At 71.7% G+C, this 15124-nt stretch carries 13 protein-coding genes; 7 read left to right on the plus strand and 6 right to left on the minus strand.

Features of this window, described 5'->3' with window-relative positions; all coding sequences use genetic code 11:
- Positions 1 to 17: 17 nt before the first annotated feature.
- From ABZ911_RS10825 to ABZ911_RS10845, 5 genes are read right to left on the minus strand one after another with little or no spacing between them, the layout of a single operon-like run.
- Positions 18 to 881, minus strand: a complete 864-nt coding sequence (locus tag ABZ911_RS10825; protein WP_358054268.1) for an ATP-binding cassette domain-containing protein — start codon at positions 879 to 881, stop codon at positions 18 to 20.
- Positions 874 to 1839, minus strand: a complete 966-nt coding sequence (locus ABZ911_RS10830) for an ABC transporter ATP-binding protein (RefSeq protein ID WP_358054270.1) — start codon at positions 1837 to 1839, stop codon at positions 874 to 876. The genes ABZ911_RS10825 and ABZ911_RS10830 overlap by 8 nt, the downstream gene beginning before the upstream one ends.
- The gene (locus ABZ911_RS10835; RefSeq protein ID WP_358054272.1) at positions 1839 to 2702 is read right to left on the minus strand and encodes an ABC transporter permease; all 864 of its coding nucleotides are present in this window, start codon (positions 2700 to 2702) and stop codon (positions 1839 to 1841) included. The genes ABZ911_RS10830 and ABZ911_RS10835 overlap by 1 nt, the downstream gene beginning before the upstream one ends.
- Complete coding sequence (locus ABZ911_RS10840) at positions 2699 to 3649, minus strand: ABC transporter permease (protein WP_358054274.1); 951 nt, start codon at positions 3647 to 3649, stop codon at positions 2699 to 2701. The genes ABZ911_RS10835 and ABZ911_RS10840 overlap by 4 nt, the downstream gene beginning before the upstream one ends.
- Positions 3650 to 3657: 8 nt before the next feature.
- A complete protein-coding gene (locus tag ABZ911_RS10845; protein ID WP_358054276.1) occupies positions 3658 to 5280 on the minus strand; it encodes an ABC transporter substrate-binding protein in 1623 nt (540 codons plus the stop codon).
- Positions 5281 to 5442: 162 nt separating this feature from the next.
- On the opposite strand from ABZ911_RS10845, the gene ABZ911_RS10850 reads away from it, so the two are divergent.
- A complete protein-coding gene (locus ABZ911_RS10850) occupies positions 5443 to 6522 on the plus strand; it encodes a LacI family DNA-binding transcriptional regulator (protein WP_358054277.1) in 1080 nt (359 codons plus the stop codon).
- Here ABZ911_RS10850 and ABZ911_RS10855 read toward each other — a convergent pair.
- Positions 6509 to 7453 (minus strand): helix-turn-helix domain-containing protein, encoded by a 945-nt coding sequence (locus tag ABZ911_RS10855; RefSeq protein WP_358054279.1) that lies wholly within the window; start codon positions 7451 to 7453, stop codon positions 6509 to 6511. The two genes, ABZ911_RS10850 and ABZ911_RS10855, sit on opposite strands and share 14 nt — an antisense overlap.
- Before the next feature lie 118 nt (positions 7454 to 7571).
- Between ABZ911_RS10855 and ABZ911_RS10860 the strand changes: the two genes are divergently transcribed.
- The 6 genes from ABZ911_RS10860 to ABZ911_RS10885 are packed head-to-tail and all read left to right on the plus strand — an operon-like array spanning position 7572 to position 15077.
- Positions 7572 to 8447: a branched-chain amino acid ABC transporter permease gene (locus ABZ911_RS10860; protein WP_358054281.1), complete on the plus strand. Its 876-nt coding sequence runs from the start codon at positions 7572 to 7574 to the stop codon at positions 8445 to 8447.
- Positions 8408 to 9610, plus strand: coding sequence for an ABC transporter substrate-binding protein (locus ABZ911_RS10865; protein ID WP_358054283.1), 1203 nt, complete (start codon positions 8408 to 8410; stop codon positions 9608 to 9610). The genes ABZ911_RS10860 and ABZ911_RS10865 overlap by 40 nt, the downstream gene beginning before the upstream one ends.
- Positions 9607 to 11274: an ATP-binding cassette domain-containing protein gene (locus ABZ911_RS10870; RefSeq protein WP_358054285.1), complete on the plus strand. Its 1668-nt coding sequence runs from the start codon at positions 9607 to 9609 to the stop codon at positions 11272 to 11274. The genes ABZ911_RS10865 and ABZ911_RS10870 overlap by 4 nt, the downstream gene beginning before the upstream one ends.
- Positions 11274 to 11957 carry an ATP-binding cassette domain-containing protein gene (locus tag ABZ911_RS10875; protein ID WP_358054286.1) on the plus strand — a complete coding sequence of 228 codons (684 nt, stop codon included), beginning with the start codon at positions 11274 to 11276 and terminating at the stop codon, positions 11955 to 11957. The genes ABZ911_RS10870 and ABZ911_RS10875 overlap by 1 nt, the downstream gene beginning before the upstream one ends.
- Positions 11958 to 11989: 32 nt before the next feature.
- Positions 11990 to 13405, plus strand: a complete 1416-nt coding sequence (locus ABZ911_RS10880) for an amidase (RefSeq protein ID WP_358054288.1) — start codon at positions 11990 to 11992, stop codon at positions 13403 to 13405.
- Between the two features lie 28 nt (positions 13406 to 13433).
- The gene (locus ABZ911_RS10885) at positions 13434 to 15077 is read left to right on the plus strand and encodes an NAD(P)/FAD-dependent oxidoreductase (protein WP_358054290.1); all 1644 of its coding nucleotides are present in this window, start codon (positions 13434 to 13436) and stop codon (positions 15075 to 15077) included.
- Positions 15078 to 15124: the final 47 nt, after the last annotated feature.

Here is a 15124-nt window from a genome sequence, read left to right on the forward strand (position 1 = left end):
CAGATAGGCCAGATCGGTCACTTGGTCACACTCCTTGTCGCAGGGTCATGCTGAAGCGGGGGCTGCCCCAGGGCGGCCGCGAGGGCGCGCCGGTCGGCGGCGATCCGGGCGGGATCCCAGCCGGGACGCGGCACGGAGTGCAGCAACAGGCGGGTGTACGGATGCTCGGGAGCGGCCAGCACCTCTCGGGTGGGGCCCGACTCGACCACGCGCCCCTGGTAGAGCACCAGGATGTCGTCGGCGATGTGCCGGACGAGTGCCAGGTTGTGCGTGACGAACAGATACCCGACGCCGGTGTCGCGACGGATCTCCGCCAGCAGGTCGAGGATCTGGGCCTGGATGGACACGTCCAGGGCGGCGGTCGCCTCGTCCAGGATCAGCACCTTCGGCTCGGTCGCCAGCGCGCGGGCGATGGCGACCCGCTGGCGCTGGCCGCCGGACAGCCGCCGGGGGAGCGCGTCCGCCTCCCGCTCGCCGAGGCCGACCCGCGCCAGCAGCTCGTCACGGCGGGCTCGCCGCTCCTGCGTGGTCAGCGCGAAGTGCAGGCGCAGCGGCTCCTCGACGCACGCGGCGACGGTGACCCGGGGGTCGAGCGAGAGATAGGGATCCTGGAAGACCATCTGGATCTCGCGGGCGCGGGCCAGCCGGGTCGCCTTGCCGCGGGCGGCGTCCGAGCGGTCCCGCCCGCCGACACGGATCCGGCCGGCGTCCGGCCGCTCCAGCCCGACGAGCATCCGCGCCGTCGTCGTCTTACCCGAACCCGACTCACCCACGATGGACAGGGAGCCGCCGGGCGGTAGCGAGAAGGAGACGTCGTCCACGGCGACGTGGGCGCCGAACGACTTGCGCAGCCCCTCGACTTCCAGCGCGTGCTCACTCATCGAACAGCTCCTCCGCTCGCAGGCAGGCCACCTGGGCGTCGTCGATTACCTGCGGGACGGGCTCCTGTTCGCCGCACCGGGGCCGCGCGTGCGCGCAGCGGGCCGCGAACGCGCACCCGGTCAGCGCGTCGGCGAGCGACACCGGCCGACCCGGCACCCCTCGCGGCCGGTCCGCGTCCAGCCGCGGCGTCGCGGCCAGGAGCCCCATGGTGTACGGGTGGCGAGGCCGGTTGAAGAGTCCCTCGGCGGACTGGACCTCGACGATCCGGCCCGCGTACATGACGTAGATGCGGTCGCAGATCGCCGCGGCCAGCTCCAGGTCGTGGGTGACGAAGAGCATCGCCATGGCGCGCTCGGTGCGCAGCCCGGTGAGGATCGAGATCACCTCGGCCTGGGTGGTGACGTCCAGCGCCGTGGTGGGCTCGTCGGCCAGCAGCAGCCGGGGCTCGCCGGCGAGCGCGCCGGCGATCATCACGCGCTGCAGCATGCCGCCGGAGAACTCGTGCGGATACCGGCGCAGCGCGGCGTGCGAGTCGCGGATGCCGACCGACTCCAGCAGCTCCTCGGCCCGCTTGAGCGCGAGGTCACGGGACACGCCGCCGGCGCGCATCCCCTCGGTGACGTAGTCGCCGATCCTGCGGATCGGGTTGATGGAGGCCCGGGGGTCCTGGAAGATCATGGACACGTCGCGGCGGCGCAGCTCGCGGAGCCGCGCGGAGGGCATGGTCAGGACGTCGTTCCCGTCGACCCGCAGACTCCCGTCGGCCTCGGCCCCCTCGGGGAACAGCCCCAGCACCGATCGGCAGGTGACGGACTTGCCGGACCCGGACTCGCCGACGAGGCCCACGGTCTCACCCTGGGCGACGTGCAGGGACACCCCGTCGAGGATCGGGCGGGCGGCCTTGCCCGCCGCGAGCCGCACGGTCAGGTTCTCCACCTCCAGCAGGTGACGGGGCATCAGTTCTCCCGCAGGGCGACGCGGTCGGCGATGGCCTCGCCGACCATGCTGAAGGCGACCACCGTGATCACGATGATGGCGCCGGGGGCGAGGGCGGGAAGCATCGCGCCCTGGAGCATGGCGCCGGCCCCCTCGTTGACCATGGCGCCCCAGTCGGCGGCGGGCGGTTGCACGCCGAAGCCGAGGAAGGACAGCGCGGCCAGGTCCATGAGCGCGTAGCCGAAGTTGATCGCGGACTGGGCGAGGATCAGCGGAACGATGTTGGGAAGCAGGTGCCGCAGGCAGATCGCCCAGCCGGACCAGCCCTGCACCCGGTACGCCTGGATGTACGGCCGGGTCATCTCCTGGAGCGCCACACTGCGGGCGAGCCGGCCGACGTACGGGGCGTAGGCGACGCTCATCGCGATCACCGGGGCGGTCAGCCCCACGCCGAACACCGCCACCAGGGTGATGGCCAGCAGCAGGGCGGGGAAGGAGAAGACGAGATCCATCATCCGCGACAGCAGGGCGTCGACGGCCCCGCCGAGCCAGGCGGCGGACACGCCGAGCAGCGTGCCGAGCACGGTCGAAATGACCACCACCAGCAGCGGCCCGAGCAGGCCGGTCTGCGCGCCGTACAGCATCCGGGACAGGATGTCCCGGCCCGACTGGTCGGTCCCCAGCAGATGATCGGGGGTGAGACCGCTCAGAGTGGCGGACAGATCGATGGCCTCCGGATCGTGCGGCGCGATCAGCGGGGCGAAGACCGCCGCGATGATCAGCACGACCAGGACGGCGAGGGCGGCTGTGACCAGTTTGTCGCCTCCGGCGAGGCGGGTCAGCGGCGCCAGGATCTTGCGCCGGTGGATGGGCAGGGCGGTCACGACGCACCTCCCTTCGCATGGGTCAGACGGGGGTCGATGAGCGGATAGAGCAGATCCACGAGGAGGTTGACGGAGACGAAGGCCAGCACCACCAGCAGGCTGACGGCCTGCACGACCGGGAAGTCCTTGACGGTCACGGAGCCGACGAGCAACTGGCCGACTCCCGAGAGACCGAAGGCGGTCTCCACGATCGAGGTGGCGACCAGCAGGCCGGCCACGACCGTCCCGGTCACGGTGGCGATGGGGCCGAGGGCGTTGCGCCACACATGCCGCCGCACCACGTCCCGGCCCGGCACCCCCCGCGAGCGGGACACCTCGACGTGCTCGCGTCCCAGCTCCTCCAGCATCGACGCCCGGGTGACCCGGGCCAGCAGACCGGCGAAGGTGAGCGCGAGCGCGGCGGCCGGCAGCGTCAGATGCCAGATCCGGTCACCCACACCGGAGCCGTTGCCGAAGGCGGGGAACCAGCCCAGTTGCAGGGAGAACAGCGAGATCAGCCCCATCGCGGCGACGAACGAGGGGGTGGCGGTGGCGATGCCCGTGCCGAGGAGGACCAGCCGGTCCACGACGCCCGGCCGCAGCGCGGCCAGCGCCCCGAGCAGCAGGCCCACGACGACGATGAGCAGGGCGGCGTAGCCGACGAGCCACAGCGTCGTCGGCAGCCGGGCCGTGATCAGGCCGGCCACGTCCTGCCGGAACTGCACGGAGCGGCCGAAGTCGCCGGTGAGGACGCCGCCGACCCACTTGGCGTACTGCACGAGGAACGGGTCGTCCAGGTTGTACTGCGCCCGGATGGCGGCGACCGCCGCGGGCGAGGCCGAGCGGCCGCCCAGGAGGAAGGACGCCGGGTCGCCGGGGGCGAGGTGGACCGAGCCGAACACCGCGAACGAGGTGACGACCAGCGTCGCGATGATGCCGGCGATCCGGCGGAGCAGGAAACGCACCATGGCCGGACTCAGCCGGCCGAGCCGAGTCGGGCGGCCCAGGGGTACTGGAGCTGGGCGATGCTGGTCGGCGCGCCGGTGAGCCGCTTGTTCAGGAACATGGTGTGCGGCACCTCGTACAGCGGGATCCAGACCATGTCGCGCAGGGCGATCTCCTGCAGCTTGGCGACCGTCGCGGCGCGGGCGGCGGGGTCGGCCTGGGCCTCGGCCTCGTCGAGCAGGGCGTCGTACTCGGGGTTGGAGTAGCCGCCGTAGTTGGGGAAGGCGCCGGTCCGCAGGATGCTGTAGAACTCCAGCGGGTCGGGGGTGGAGTCGTACCAGATCGTCATGACCAGGTCGATCCCCTCGCGGGCCTTCGGGTCGGAGAACAGCGCCGTGTAGGCGTCCGGGGCGATCGCCTTCAGCTCGACCTGCAGGCCGATGGCCTGCCCCGCCGACTGCACGGCGTTGGCGATGACGCCGATCTCGGGGGACACCGTGCTGGTCGCCATCACGATCTTCTTGCCGCCGGCGCCGGCCTCCTGGACCAGCTTCTTGGCGGCGTCGAGATCGCGGGTGAGGGCCGGCAGCTTGGCGTAGTACTCCTTGGCCGCCTCAGGGGCGATGCCCCAGGCGCCGATCGCGGCGGGAGCCTTCGCCGGGCTGGCGGCGCCGCCCGCGGCCGCCTTGATGACGCCCTCGCGATCGAACGCCAGGGACAGCGCCTTGCGGACCCGCACGTCGCCGAGCGTGCCCTGGAGATCGGTGGGGATCAGGCTCACCGCCGTGGTGCTGGGACCGAAGTAGAGCTTCCCGTTGGTGGCGGCACGCAGCTTGGCGAAGCCGGTGGACGGCAGCAGGTAGCCGCCGTCGACCTCGCCGGCGACCATCGTGTTGACCCGCGCGGACGGGTCCTGGATGAACACGTTCTTGAGCGTGTTCACCTTGGGGGTCAGCGTCGTGTCCCAGTAGCCGTCGAACTTCTTCAGAGTGATCGACTGGCCCTTCTGCCAGTCGTCGAGAGTGAACGGCCCGGTGCAGTTCACGCCCACGTCCGGGGTGCCGTAGCCGGTCCCGGCCTTGGCCAGGAACGCGGCGCTCTCGACGCTGCCGGCGGAGGTGCCCATCTCCTCGTTGAAGAGCTGGTCGGGCTTCTTCAGGTGGACCGTGACCTCCATCGGCCCGGTCTTCTCGATCGACTTGACGTTCTGGTAGGCCGAGACCCAGTAGGAGCCGACCTTGGGATCCAGGTGGCGGCGCAGGCTGGCCACGACGTCGTCGGCAGTGAGCGCGGAGCCGTCGTGGAATGTCACCCCGGAGCGGATCGTGTAGACCCAGCGCTTCGGGTCGGGCGAGCTCGCGGCGCTGGCCAGGCCCGGCTCCAGCTTCAGGTCGGGGGTGACGCGCATGAGCTGCTCGCACACGTTGGCGAGTACCGTGTTGGGCGGGTAGTCGAAGGCGTACGCGTAGTCCAGGGACTGCGGTTCGGCGTACAGCGACCAGGTCACCGAGTCCACGGGGCCGCTGGCCGGCGGGGTGTCCTTCGTGATCTCGAAAGCGGCGGAGCCGCCACCCTTGACGGCTTGGGGAGCGCCGCAGGCGGCGACCGCGAGTGCGAGCAGCGCCGTTGCGGCAGCGAAACGGGAGGTGCGCATCAGACCCCCTCTTTCTGAACGGGCCGCACCGATCGGGTATGCGGCGGAGGTGGCTGCGAGTATTCGTGAAGGAACGTTCCTGCACAAGGGGTTGGCGGAACGATTCTGCAAAGCTGGGGGGCTGTGTGGCGGACCATCCGGCCAGATGACAGGATCCCGCTCATGAGCCAGTCAGACCGCAGCGTCCGGGTTCGCCTCGTGGATGTGGCCCGCGTCGCAGGAGTGTCCAAGACCACCGTGTCCGACGCGTTGAACGGAACCGGGCGGCTTCCCGCGTCCACCCGTGAGCACGTACGGCAGGTGGCGCGAACGCTCGGATACCGCCCGAACGCCACGGCACGGCTGCTGCGGAGCGGGCACACCCGGCTGCTCGGCCTCGCGGCACGGGAGTACGTCGAGACGCCGTGGGTCTACGCCGACCTGGCCTACTTCTCGCAGCTCGCCATCGCCACGACCCGGGTGGCGCTGTCCCACGGATACGGGGTCGTCCTGCTGCCTACCTCCGGGCCGGAGGACTGCTGGCTGGACATACCGCTGGACGGCGTGTTCGTCGTCGACCCGGTCGAGGCGGACCCGATGGTCGGGGACTTCCTCGCGGCGGGTGTCCCCGTGGTCTCCGATCGCCGGGCCCTGGCGGAGATCGGGAGCGCGGCACGGGAGACCGGCCGATGGGTCGACTTCGACTACGGCGGCGCCGTACGCCAGGTCCTCGATCACCTGGAGGACGCCGGCGCCGAACGGATCGCGGTCGTCGCCGCCGAGGCCACCGCCTGCTTCCACCAGCAGTCCGTCGGCGCCTACCAGGACTGGTGCGCCGAACGGGGCCGCGAACCCCGGATCGTCTACATGCCGGGCCCCGGTGTGCAGCACACGCTCGACGCCGTGAAGGACCTGCTCGCCGCCCCGGTCCCGCCGGATGCGATCTTCACCCTGGTCGAGGTCAGCCCGCCGCTCCTGCTGGACACGATCCGCAGGTTCGGCCGCTCCGTCCCCGGCGACCTGCTGCTCGTCTGCACCACCGAGGATCCGGCGGCCTCCTACACCGACCCGCCGATCAGCACGCTCAGCTTCCTGCCCGTCGAGACCGCCCAGGTGGCGGTGGAACTGCTCGTCGACCGCCTCGAAGGGCGCGAGGGCGACCCCGGCCGCCTCCTCTCGGCCGACTTCCAGATCCGCGCCTCTTCGGCCTTCCCCGACCAGCGGCCACCACGGCCGGCGGTGTCCCCGCTCACCCCCGGGTGACGCTCAGGCGGAACCGGTCCCGGAACTCGCGGGGTGAGAGGCCGAACTCCGCCTTGAAGAGCTTGCTGAAATGGCTGGGGCCCTGGATGCCCCAGCGGGCGGCCACCGCGTACGCGGGCAGATGATCGAGGGCGGGATCGGTGAGGTCCCGGCGGATGCGGTCCAGTCGCCGGCGGCGGATGTGGTCGCCGACCGTCTCCCCCTGCCGCTGGAAGAGCGCGTGCAGGGAGCGGACCGAGACGTGGTTGGCGGAGGCGATCTCCGCCGGTGCGAGCCGGTCGGCCAGATGCCGGTCGATGTGGTCGAGGATCCGGTCGAGGACGTGCGCCTGGTCGGCCGGCGATCTCCGCCTGCCCGACTCGCGGACGAGGGTCCGGATGACGCCGGCGACGTGCTCGCCCATCTCGCTCCTGGACACCGGGCCGAGGTCGCGCGCCCGGTAGGCGAGCTCGGTCAGCATCGAGGCGAGGATACGGCCGCTGGGGGACCGGGGGAGTTCCTGGTTCGCCGTCGCGTCCTGGGCCAGCCGCATGAGTTTGGCGGTGCCGTAGTCCAGGTGCAGGACGAACCAGCGGTAGTTGCCGCCGAGGTCCAGGCGGAACGGGCGCTCCGCTGAGTAGAGGGCGAACTCGCCGGGAGAGAGCGGGCAACGGCGGCCGTCCTGTTCGAGCGTCCCGTCGCCGGACAGCAGCAGTCCGAGCAGCTGGGCGCCGTCGCGGGCCGCCGCCGTCGCGTGCGGGCTGACCTGGACGCCGTGCTCGCCGCTGATGTCGCAGGTGTTGAGCGCGCCGAACCGCTCGGGGCGCATCTCGGCGGCATAGGGCGTAGCCGCCTTGACCAGGACCGTGTCGGATGCCCGGAAGCGGTCCGGCGAATCGGTGTCCAGGTAACCGAAGACGAGCGTGCCGTCATGCCGGCTTTCCAGACGCACGGCTCCTCCTTCCGCACTGCGGCGCCAGAAGCCTGCGCTGCGATGTCAGCACGCGCGCCGCGATTGGCAGATGCTCGCACTCGTCTCCCGGTTCCTGGAAGTGAAAAGACGGTCACAGGTGGATGTACTTCTGGCAATCCTCAGCCTGTTCGGCCTGTATGGGCTCATCACCGTCGGTATCGCCGTGATCTTCGCGGCGACCCGGGTGGTGAACCTGGCCCAGGGCGATCTCGTGATGGTCGGGGCCTATACCGCCGCGGTCGTCACCGGCCCCGCGTTCGGCTGGCGGGCGGTGCTCGCCCTGGTGGCGACCGCACCGCTGCTCCTGCTGGTCGAGCGGCTCCTGTTACGGCGGCCCCTCGCGGACGGACTGGCGACCATGCTCGTCACGTGGGGCGTCGGCATGGCGCTGCGCCAGGTGGTCGAACTGCTCTTCACCTCCACCTCCCGCGCGGTCGAACCGCCGATCGCCGGGACCGTGACCGTGCTGACCACGCCCTACCCGGCCTACCGCCTGGCCTGCGGCCTGATCGCGCTGGCGGTCATCGGGCTGGTGCTGCTCGTGGCGTACCGGACGGACTGGGGCCTCACCCTGCGCGCCGTCGCGGACAACGCGACCATGGCGGCGCTGCTCGGCACCGACCCGCGCAGGGTGCGCACCGTCGCCTTCGTCCTGGGCGGGCTGCTGGCCGTCCTGGCGGGCGCGCTGTACAGCCCGGTGCTGGCGGTGAATCCGACGATGGGCTTCAGCCTGCTGGTCCCCGTCTTCTTCGGCCTGCTGTTCAGCCGTCCGGGCGCGCTCGGGACGGCGGCGGGCGCCGCGCTGCTGATCGCCGCCCTGTCGGTGCTGCTGCGCGTCTGGATGAGCGACGTCCTGGCCGAAGTCCTCTTCTATCTGATCGTGATCGGGGTCGCGGCGCTGCGCTCGCGCCCCTGGATTCGGAGGTTCTCCTCATGGCTCAGCCGCATTTTCGTCCCCGCACGGGCATCCTGACCGTCGCCGCCCTGCTGGTGCTGACCGGGTGCGGCGGCTCGGCGATCTCGGGCGGGCAGGACGACCGGAGCGGGTCGTTGAAGATCGGGGTGATCGTTCCGCTCACCGGACCCGTCTCCGCGACGGGCACGGCCCTCCGGCGCGGGTTCGAGCTCGGTGTGAAGAAGGTCAACGACAACGGCGGCGTCAACGGCACGAAGGTGGAGTACGTCGTCGTCGACGACGCGGGCAACCCGGCGACCTCCACCCAGCTCGCCCGCAGGCTCATCCAGCAGGACAAGGTGTCGATCATCTTCGGCACGATCACCGGGGACACCGCGGAAGCCGTGGCCCGCGTCGCCGACGACGCGAAGGTCCCCTTCGGCACGGCCATCCTCGGCGACACCGAGCGCTGTTTTCCCTACCAGTGGGGTTTCGGCGAGACCACACGGCAGATGCTCACCCCGACCATCCCCGAGCTGATCAAGAAGTACGGGAAGAAGGTGGCGATCGTCGGTTCCGACTACAACTACCCGCGCTTCTACGCCGGGGTCGCCAAGGACCTCGTGAAGCAGTCGGGAGGCGCGATCGTCGCCGAGGAGTACAGCCCTCTCGGTCAGGCCGACTGGCAACCGGTGATCACGCGGCTGAAGGACGCCAAGCCGGACGTGGCGCTGTCGATGGTCGTCGGCGCCGACGCGGTGACGTTCAGCCAGCAGGCCAGCCAGTTCGGCCTGCTCACCCCCGGCCTGGGCTTCGAGGGCGCGCCGCTGGACACCGACTACTACCCGGCGCTCAGCGCCCTGGTGGACGGCCGTACCCACACCGTGCGCTGGACCGACCGCCTGGACGACGCCGAGAGCCGGACGTTCGTGGCCGACTACCGGGCGGCGCACGACTTCGACGCCCCGATCCCCGAGGTGGCGGGCAACGCCTACTTCGGCATCCAGTTCCTCCTCGCCGCCGCGCGGAAGGCGGACGGCCTCGAAGGTCCGGCCATCAACACCGAGATCGGGCGGCTCACCTTCGACTCGCCGCTCGGCAAGGGCACCCGTTTCGAGTCCGCCAACCACCGGCTTCAGGCCGACATGCTGGAAGTGACGATCAAGCCCGGCGGGGCGTACGAGGTGAGCAAGAAGCTCGGCCGGATCCCCGACACCACCCCGAAGACGGGGTGCGCATGAGCATGACGGTACGGCTCGGCCTGCTCGTCGCCGTCCTGGTGGCGGCTCCCTTCGGGCTCGGCACCTTCGCGGTGGCCACCCTCACCCTGGGGCTCTGCTACGGGTTGTTCGCCTACGGGCTCGACCTGTCCTGGGGCCGGGCCGGACTGCTCAGCGTGGGCCACGCGGCCTTCTTCGGCCTGGGCGCCTACGCCGTCGCGCTCAGCCAGGCGCACGACCGGTCGCTCGCCGTGCTGCTGGTGGCGGCGCTGGCCCTCTCGGTCGCCGTCGCACTGCCGATGGTCCGCATCGGACTGGCCTCCGGCGTGCCCGACGCCCCGCTCATCCTGCTGACGATCGGTGTGAGCCTGCTGCTCCAGCACGCCGCGACCAGCCTCACGGGCCTGACCGGCGGCACCAACGGGCTGTCGATCAGCAGCCCCGGCGTGGTCACGACGTACTACCTGACCCTCGTCGTGGTGGCCGTCGTGGTGGCCGTGACCACCCTGACGGTCGTCCGGAGCAGGTTCGGCGCGCGGCTGACCGCCGCGTCCCGCAATCCGGAGCGAGCCGCCCAGACCGGCATCGACGGGGTCCGCGTCCGCTCCACGGCCTTCGCGGTCAGCGCGGCGGTGTCGACGATCGCGGGCGCCCTGTACGCGCTCGCGGCAGGGCTGGTGTCCCCGCAGATCTTCGGCCTCGGCCTGTCGACCAGCGTCCTCGTCTGGCTCGCCCTGGGCGGGCGCGAGTCGACCGTGGGCCCGTTCCTCGGCGCGGCGCTGGTCACGATGGGGGAGCAGATGCTCGGCAGCACCTGGCAGGGCTGGTACGTCCTGGGGCTGGCCGCTCTGTTCGTCCTCGTCGTCCAGTACGCCCCGGCGGGTCTGGCGGGGATCGCCCGGCGCTGGACGCGTGGCCCCGCGGTGAAGCTGCCCCCCGCCGCCGCGACGCGCCGGCCTCGGAAGGGGGGCGGCGGCCAGGCCAGGGGAGCGGCGGCGCTCGCCCTCACGGCGATTCACAAGTCCTTCGGCCCGGTGAACGTGCTCCGCGGCGTGGACCTGACCGTCGAGGACGGCCGGTGCGTGTGCCTGATCGGCCCCAACGGCGCGGGCAAGAGCACCCTGCTCGCGATCATCGCGGGCCAGCTCGCCCCCGACGGAGGTGAGGTGCGGATCTTCGGCGCGGACGCCTCCGCGGTGCCGATCCATGACCGGGTACGGCTGGGCGTCGGCCGGATGTTCCAGATCCCGAGCGTCCTGACGGACCTGTCGCCGGCCGACAACCTCCGGCTGGCCCGCATGGACGCACCCGAGCACGTCGAGCTGCCCGCCGAGTACGACGACCTGGTCCGCGACGAGACGAACGAGACCCGGGCGCTGCCGCTCGCCGACCGCAGACGGCTGGAACTGGCCATGGTGCTGGCCGGGGCGCCCCGCCTGATGCTGCTCGACGAACCCGCGGCCGGGCTCGGACCGGACGACGCCCGCGCGCTGATCAGGGAACTCAAGGAGGTCTCCCGCCGGACGGGCTGCGCGATGCTCGTCGTCGAGCACGACATGACGATCGTCCGCGAGCTGGCTGACGACGTGGTGGTGCTGCACGACGGAGGGGTGATCGCGCACGGCCCGATGGACGAGATCACCGCCGACCCGGCGGTGCGCGAGGCATACCTGGGAGCGCACTGATGCTCGAACTGCACGGCCTCTGCGGAGGGTACGGCCAGGCCGCCGTGGTCCGCGACGTCGACTTCCGGATCGCGGCGGGTGAGACCGTCGCCCTGCTCGGCCGCAACGGCACCGGCAAGACCACCCTGCTGCGTACCGTCTTCGGGCTCGCCGACCGGCAGGGCGGCACGATGAGCCTGGCGGGCCGTACCGTGCCGCCCGGTCGTCCGGAGCTGCTCGCCCGCTGGGGGGCCGCGCTGATGCCGGAGGACCGAGGAGTGTTCCCCAGCCTCACCGTCGCGGAGAACCTCCGGCTGGCCGCGCGGAAGGGCTTCGCCCCCGCGGTCGATCCGCGGGAGATCTTCCCGCTGCTCACCGAGCGGCGTCAGCAGCCCGCCGGAACGCTGTCCGGCGGGCAGAAGCAGCAGCTCGGCATCGCCAGGGCGATCCTCTCCGGGCAGTCGCTGATCGTGGTGGACGAGCTGACCCAGGGCCTGCAGCCGTCCGTCGTGCGCGACGTGCTGGAGGCGCTGGCCGGCATCGCCGCGACCGGTGTCGCCGTGGTGGCGGTCGACCAGCACGCGGGGCTTCTCCTGGACCGGAGCCACCGCGCGCTCGTCATGGAGGCGGGCCGGGTCGTGTTCGACGGCCCGAGCACACCGGGGACCCGCGAGGAGCTCGACCGCCTGCTCGCCGTCGGCTGACCCCTTTTTCTTTCCCATCTTCTGGAGCCACTATGGACCCTTTTGACTCCGCGTCGGATCTCGCCGAGGCGGTGCGTAAGCGTGAGCTGAGCCCGGTCGAGATCGTCGACACCTGTCTGGCGCGCATCGACCGGTACGACCCCGAGGTCGGAGCCTTCGTCTGGCGGAACGACGAGCAGGTGCGCTCGGCCGCCAGGCGGGCCGAGCAGGCCGTCATGGCGGGTGGCCGCGACCTGCCCGCCTTCCACGGTGTGCCGATTCCCGTCAAGGACCTCACCCAGGTGGCGGAGCAGCCCGCCACCTACGGGACGTTCGGGGTGCACGACACCCCGCGAACGGTCACGGAGCCGGTCGTGACCAGGCTGCTGGACGCGGGATTCCTGCTGATGGGCCGGACCAACAGCCCGGACATGGGGCTGCTCTCCACCACCGACAACTCCCGCTACGGCAGTACCCGCAACCCCTGGAACCTGGCCTACTCCTCGGGCGGCTCCAGCGGTGGCGCCGCGGCCGCCGTCGCCGCCGGTCTCACGCCCGTTGCCCACGCCAGCGACGGCGGCGGCTCGATCCGCATGCCGTCGTCGTGTTGCGGGCTGGTCGGTCTCAAACCGAGCCGGGGCAGGGTGCCGCAGTATGTGGCGTCCTGGGAGCACGCGACCGTCGAAGGCGCGATCACCCGCACGGTGCGTGACGCGGCCGCGCTGCTCGACGTCATGAGCGTGCCCGACAACCTGGTCATGTACCGCGCGCCCGCCCCTGAGCGGCCGTTCTCCGACGAGGTGGGCCGCGACTGCGGGCCTCTGCGGATCGGCTTGCTGCTGGACGCGCCGACCGGGCTGCCGGTCGACCCGGTGTGCGCGGCGGCGGCCGTTCACACCGCGCGGTTGCTGGAGTCGCTCGGGCACGCCGTCTTCCCGGTGTCGCCGCGGTTCTTCAGCGGGGAGGCCATCGTCGGCTACACCCAGACCGTTCTCGACGCGGCGTTGTGGGCGTCGCCGTACGATCGGCCGGAGTTGGCCGAGCCGCATCTGCGGTACCGGATGGAGCGCGCCGCGGGCCGCCACTCGGGGACCTACACCCGGGCCGCCGCCCTCCTGCAGGAGGAGTCCGTCGTCGTCCGCGCCCAGTGGGGCAGGGACTTCGACGTCCTGCTCACCCCGACCATGGCCTGCCCGCCCCCGCTGGTCGGCACGGTCCTGGCGGAGGCCAACGCCGACCCCGGGGGTCCCAGGCTCACCGAGACCCAGATGATCTCGTTCACCGCCGTCTGCAACATCACCGGTCTGCCCGCCGTCACGCTGCCGACCCACACCTCGCCCGACGGGCTTCCCATCGGCAGCCAGCTGATCGGCGGGCCCTGGGACGAGGCGGTGCTCATCCGGCTGGCCTCCGCTCTGGAAGAGCTGGACCGCTGGCCGCTCCGCCGCCCCGAGTCCTTCCTGGGATGAACCCCCACTCATGACAAGGAGATCCGCCATGGCAAGAACAGAACTGGCCCGTCTGGTGCAGAAGCTGTTCCAGGAGCATCGGGCCGCCGCGCGGCTGCGCGTACCCGTCGACGAGGTCCGAGGCGTGGCCGCGGAGCGCATGGTGTCCCGCCGGGCCATCCTCGGCGGCGCGGCCGCGCTGGGCGTGGGCGCCGCGACCGGCGTCCTCGGCTTAAACGCCCGCCCCGCCCACGCGGCCGGTCAACCTCGGGTGGCGATCATCGGCGCCGGCATCGCCGGCCTGACCGCGGCGCTGCGGCTGGCCGACAAGGGGATCAGCGCGACCGTCTACGAGGCCGACACCAGGGTCGGCGGCCGCATGTACTCCAACCGCTCCGGCACCTACTGGAGAGCCGGGCAGGTCAGCGAGTGGGGCGGCGAGCTGATCGACACCGGTCACGAGATCATCCGCGGGCTGGCCGCGCGGTTCGGGCTGCCGCTCGACGATCTGCGGGCCGCCGAGCCGGCCGGCACCACGGAGACCTACTGGATCGACGGCGGGTACTACCCCTACGCGACCGCCAGCGCCGACTTCGCCCCCGTCTACCAGGCGATCCTGGCGGACCTGGACGGGTTCTCCTGGCCGAGCTGGGACACCCCCACCTCTCCCCAGGTCGTCGCGCTGTCGAACCTGACGACGTACGAGTGGATCGCGACCAGGGTGCCCGGCGGCCACTCCTCCCGGATCGGCAAGCTGCTCGACATCGCCTTCACCACCGAGTTCGGCATGGACACCGACACCAGCAGCGCGCTCGGCATCCTGGTCGTCCTCGTCGACCAGCCCGAGGGCAGGTTCTCCCTCTTCGGGCAGAGCGACACCCGCTTCCACATCAGAGGCGGCAACGACCTCCTCCCGCGCGCCATCAAGAACGCCCTCCCCGCCGGGACAGTACGGCACGGCTGGGAACTGGAGGCTCTGGCGGTCGACGGCTCGGGACGGCAGACCCTGGTCTTCTCCGTCGACGGGGTGACCCGCACGGTGACCGCCGACCACACGGTCCTGGCCCTGCCGCAGGGCGTCCTGCAGCATCTGGACTTCTCCGCGGCCGGGTTCGACACACGCAAGAGAGCGGCCATCGCCGCCCTGCCGATGGGACGCAACACCAAGCTGGCGCTCCAGTTCGAGCGGCGCCTGTGGAACTCCTCCGGCCCGTGGGGCCGCTCCAGCGGCAGCGGCATGTCCTCGAGCGGCTACCAGACCTCGTGGGAGTCCACCCGCGCCCAGCCTGGCACGCAGGGCATCCTGCTCGCCTACGCCGGCGGCGACCACGCCGCGGACTTCAACCCGCCCTGCGCCTTCTCCACCTCGAGCACCCCCCAGACGGCGGGGTACGCCGGAATCGTGCTCGCGCAGCTGAACACGGTCTTCCCCGGCCTGGCCCACCAGTGGAACGGCAAGGCCACCCTGGCCGCCTGGCACCTCAACCCCTACGCGCGCGGCGCCTATGGGGGACTGCCCACCGCCTACTACCAGTACTACGGCGGCTACGAGGGAGTCCGGCAGGGCAACGTCCACTTCGCGGGTGAGCACACCTCCTCCGTCGCCTCGGGCTACATGGAAGGGGGAGCGGACTCGGGGCTTCGGGCCGCTGACGAGCTGCTGGCCGACCTCGGCGTCGCCGCCGCGGCGTGAGTGGTTCCTGAGGGCCGGGCCGGGGGCGCCGGCCCTCAGGACAGCCT

It is taken from the genome of Nonomuraea sp. NPDC046570, assembly GCF_040645915.1.
Classification (GTDB): domain Bacteria; phylum Actinomycetota; class Actinomycetes; order Streptosporangiales; family Streptosporangiaceae; genus Nonomuraea.

What these genes read in the sequence shown, in the direction of transcription:
- ABZ911_RS10830 (WP_358054270.1), bottom strand. Translation starts at nt 1,839, where the DNA reads ATGCCCCGTCACCTGCTGGAGGTGGAGAACCTGACCGTGCGGCTCGCG.
- ABZ911_RS10880 (WP_358054288.1), top strand. Translation starts at nt 11,990, where the DNA reads ATGGACCCTTTTGACTCCGCGTCGGATCTCGCCGAGGCGGTGCGTAAG.
- ABZ911_RS10865 (WP_358054283.1), top strand. Translation starts at nt 8,408, where the DNA reads ATGGCTCAGCCGCATTTTCGTCCCCGCACGGGCATCCTGACCGTCGCC.
- ABZ911_RS10840 (WP_358054274.1), bottom strand. Translation starts at nt 3,649, where the DNA reads ATGGTGCGTTTCCTGCTCCGCCGGATCGCCGGCATCATCGCGACGCTG.
- ABZ911_RS10850 (WP_358054277.1), top strand. Translation starts at nt 5,443, where the DNA reads ATGAGCCAGTCAGACCGCAGCGTCCGGGTTCGCCTCGTGGATGTGGCC.
- ABZ911_RS10875 (WP_358054286.1), top strand. Translation starts at nt 11,274, where the DNA reads ATGCTCGAACTGCACGGCCTCTGCGGAGGGTACGGCCAGGCCGCCGTG.
- ABZ911_RS10870 (WP_358054285.1), top strand. Translation starts at nt 9,607, where the DNA reads ATGAGCATGACGGTACGGCTCGGCCTGCTCGTCGCCGTCCTGGTGGCG.
- ABZ911_RS10845 (WP_358054276.1), bottom strand. Translation starts at nt 5,280, where the DNA reads ATGCGCACCTCCCGTTTCGCTGCCGCAACGGCGCTGCTCGCACTCGCG.
- ABZ911_RS10885 (WP_358054290.1), top strand. Translation starts at nt 13,434, where the DNA reads ATGGCAAGAACAGAACTGGCCCGTCTGGTGCAGAAGCTGTTCCAGGAG.
- ABZ911_RS10825 (WP_358054268.1), bottom strand. Translation starts at nt 881, where the DNA reads ATGAGTGAGCACGCGCTGGAAGTCGAGGGGCTGCGCAAGTCGTTCGGC.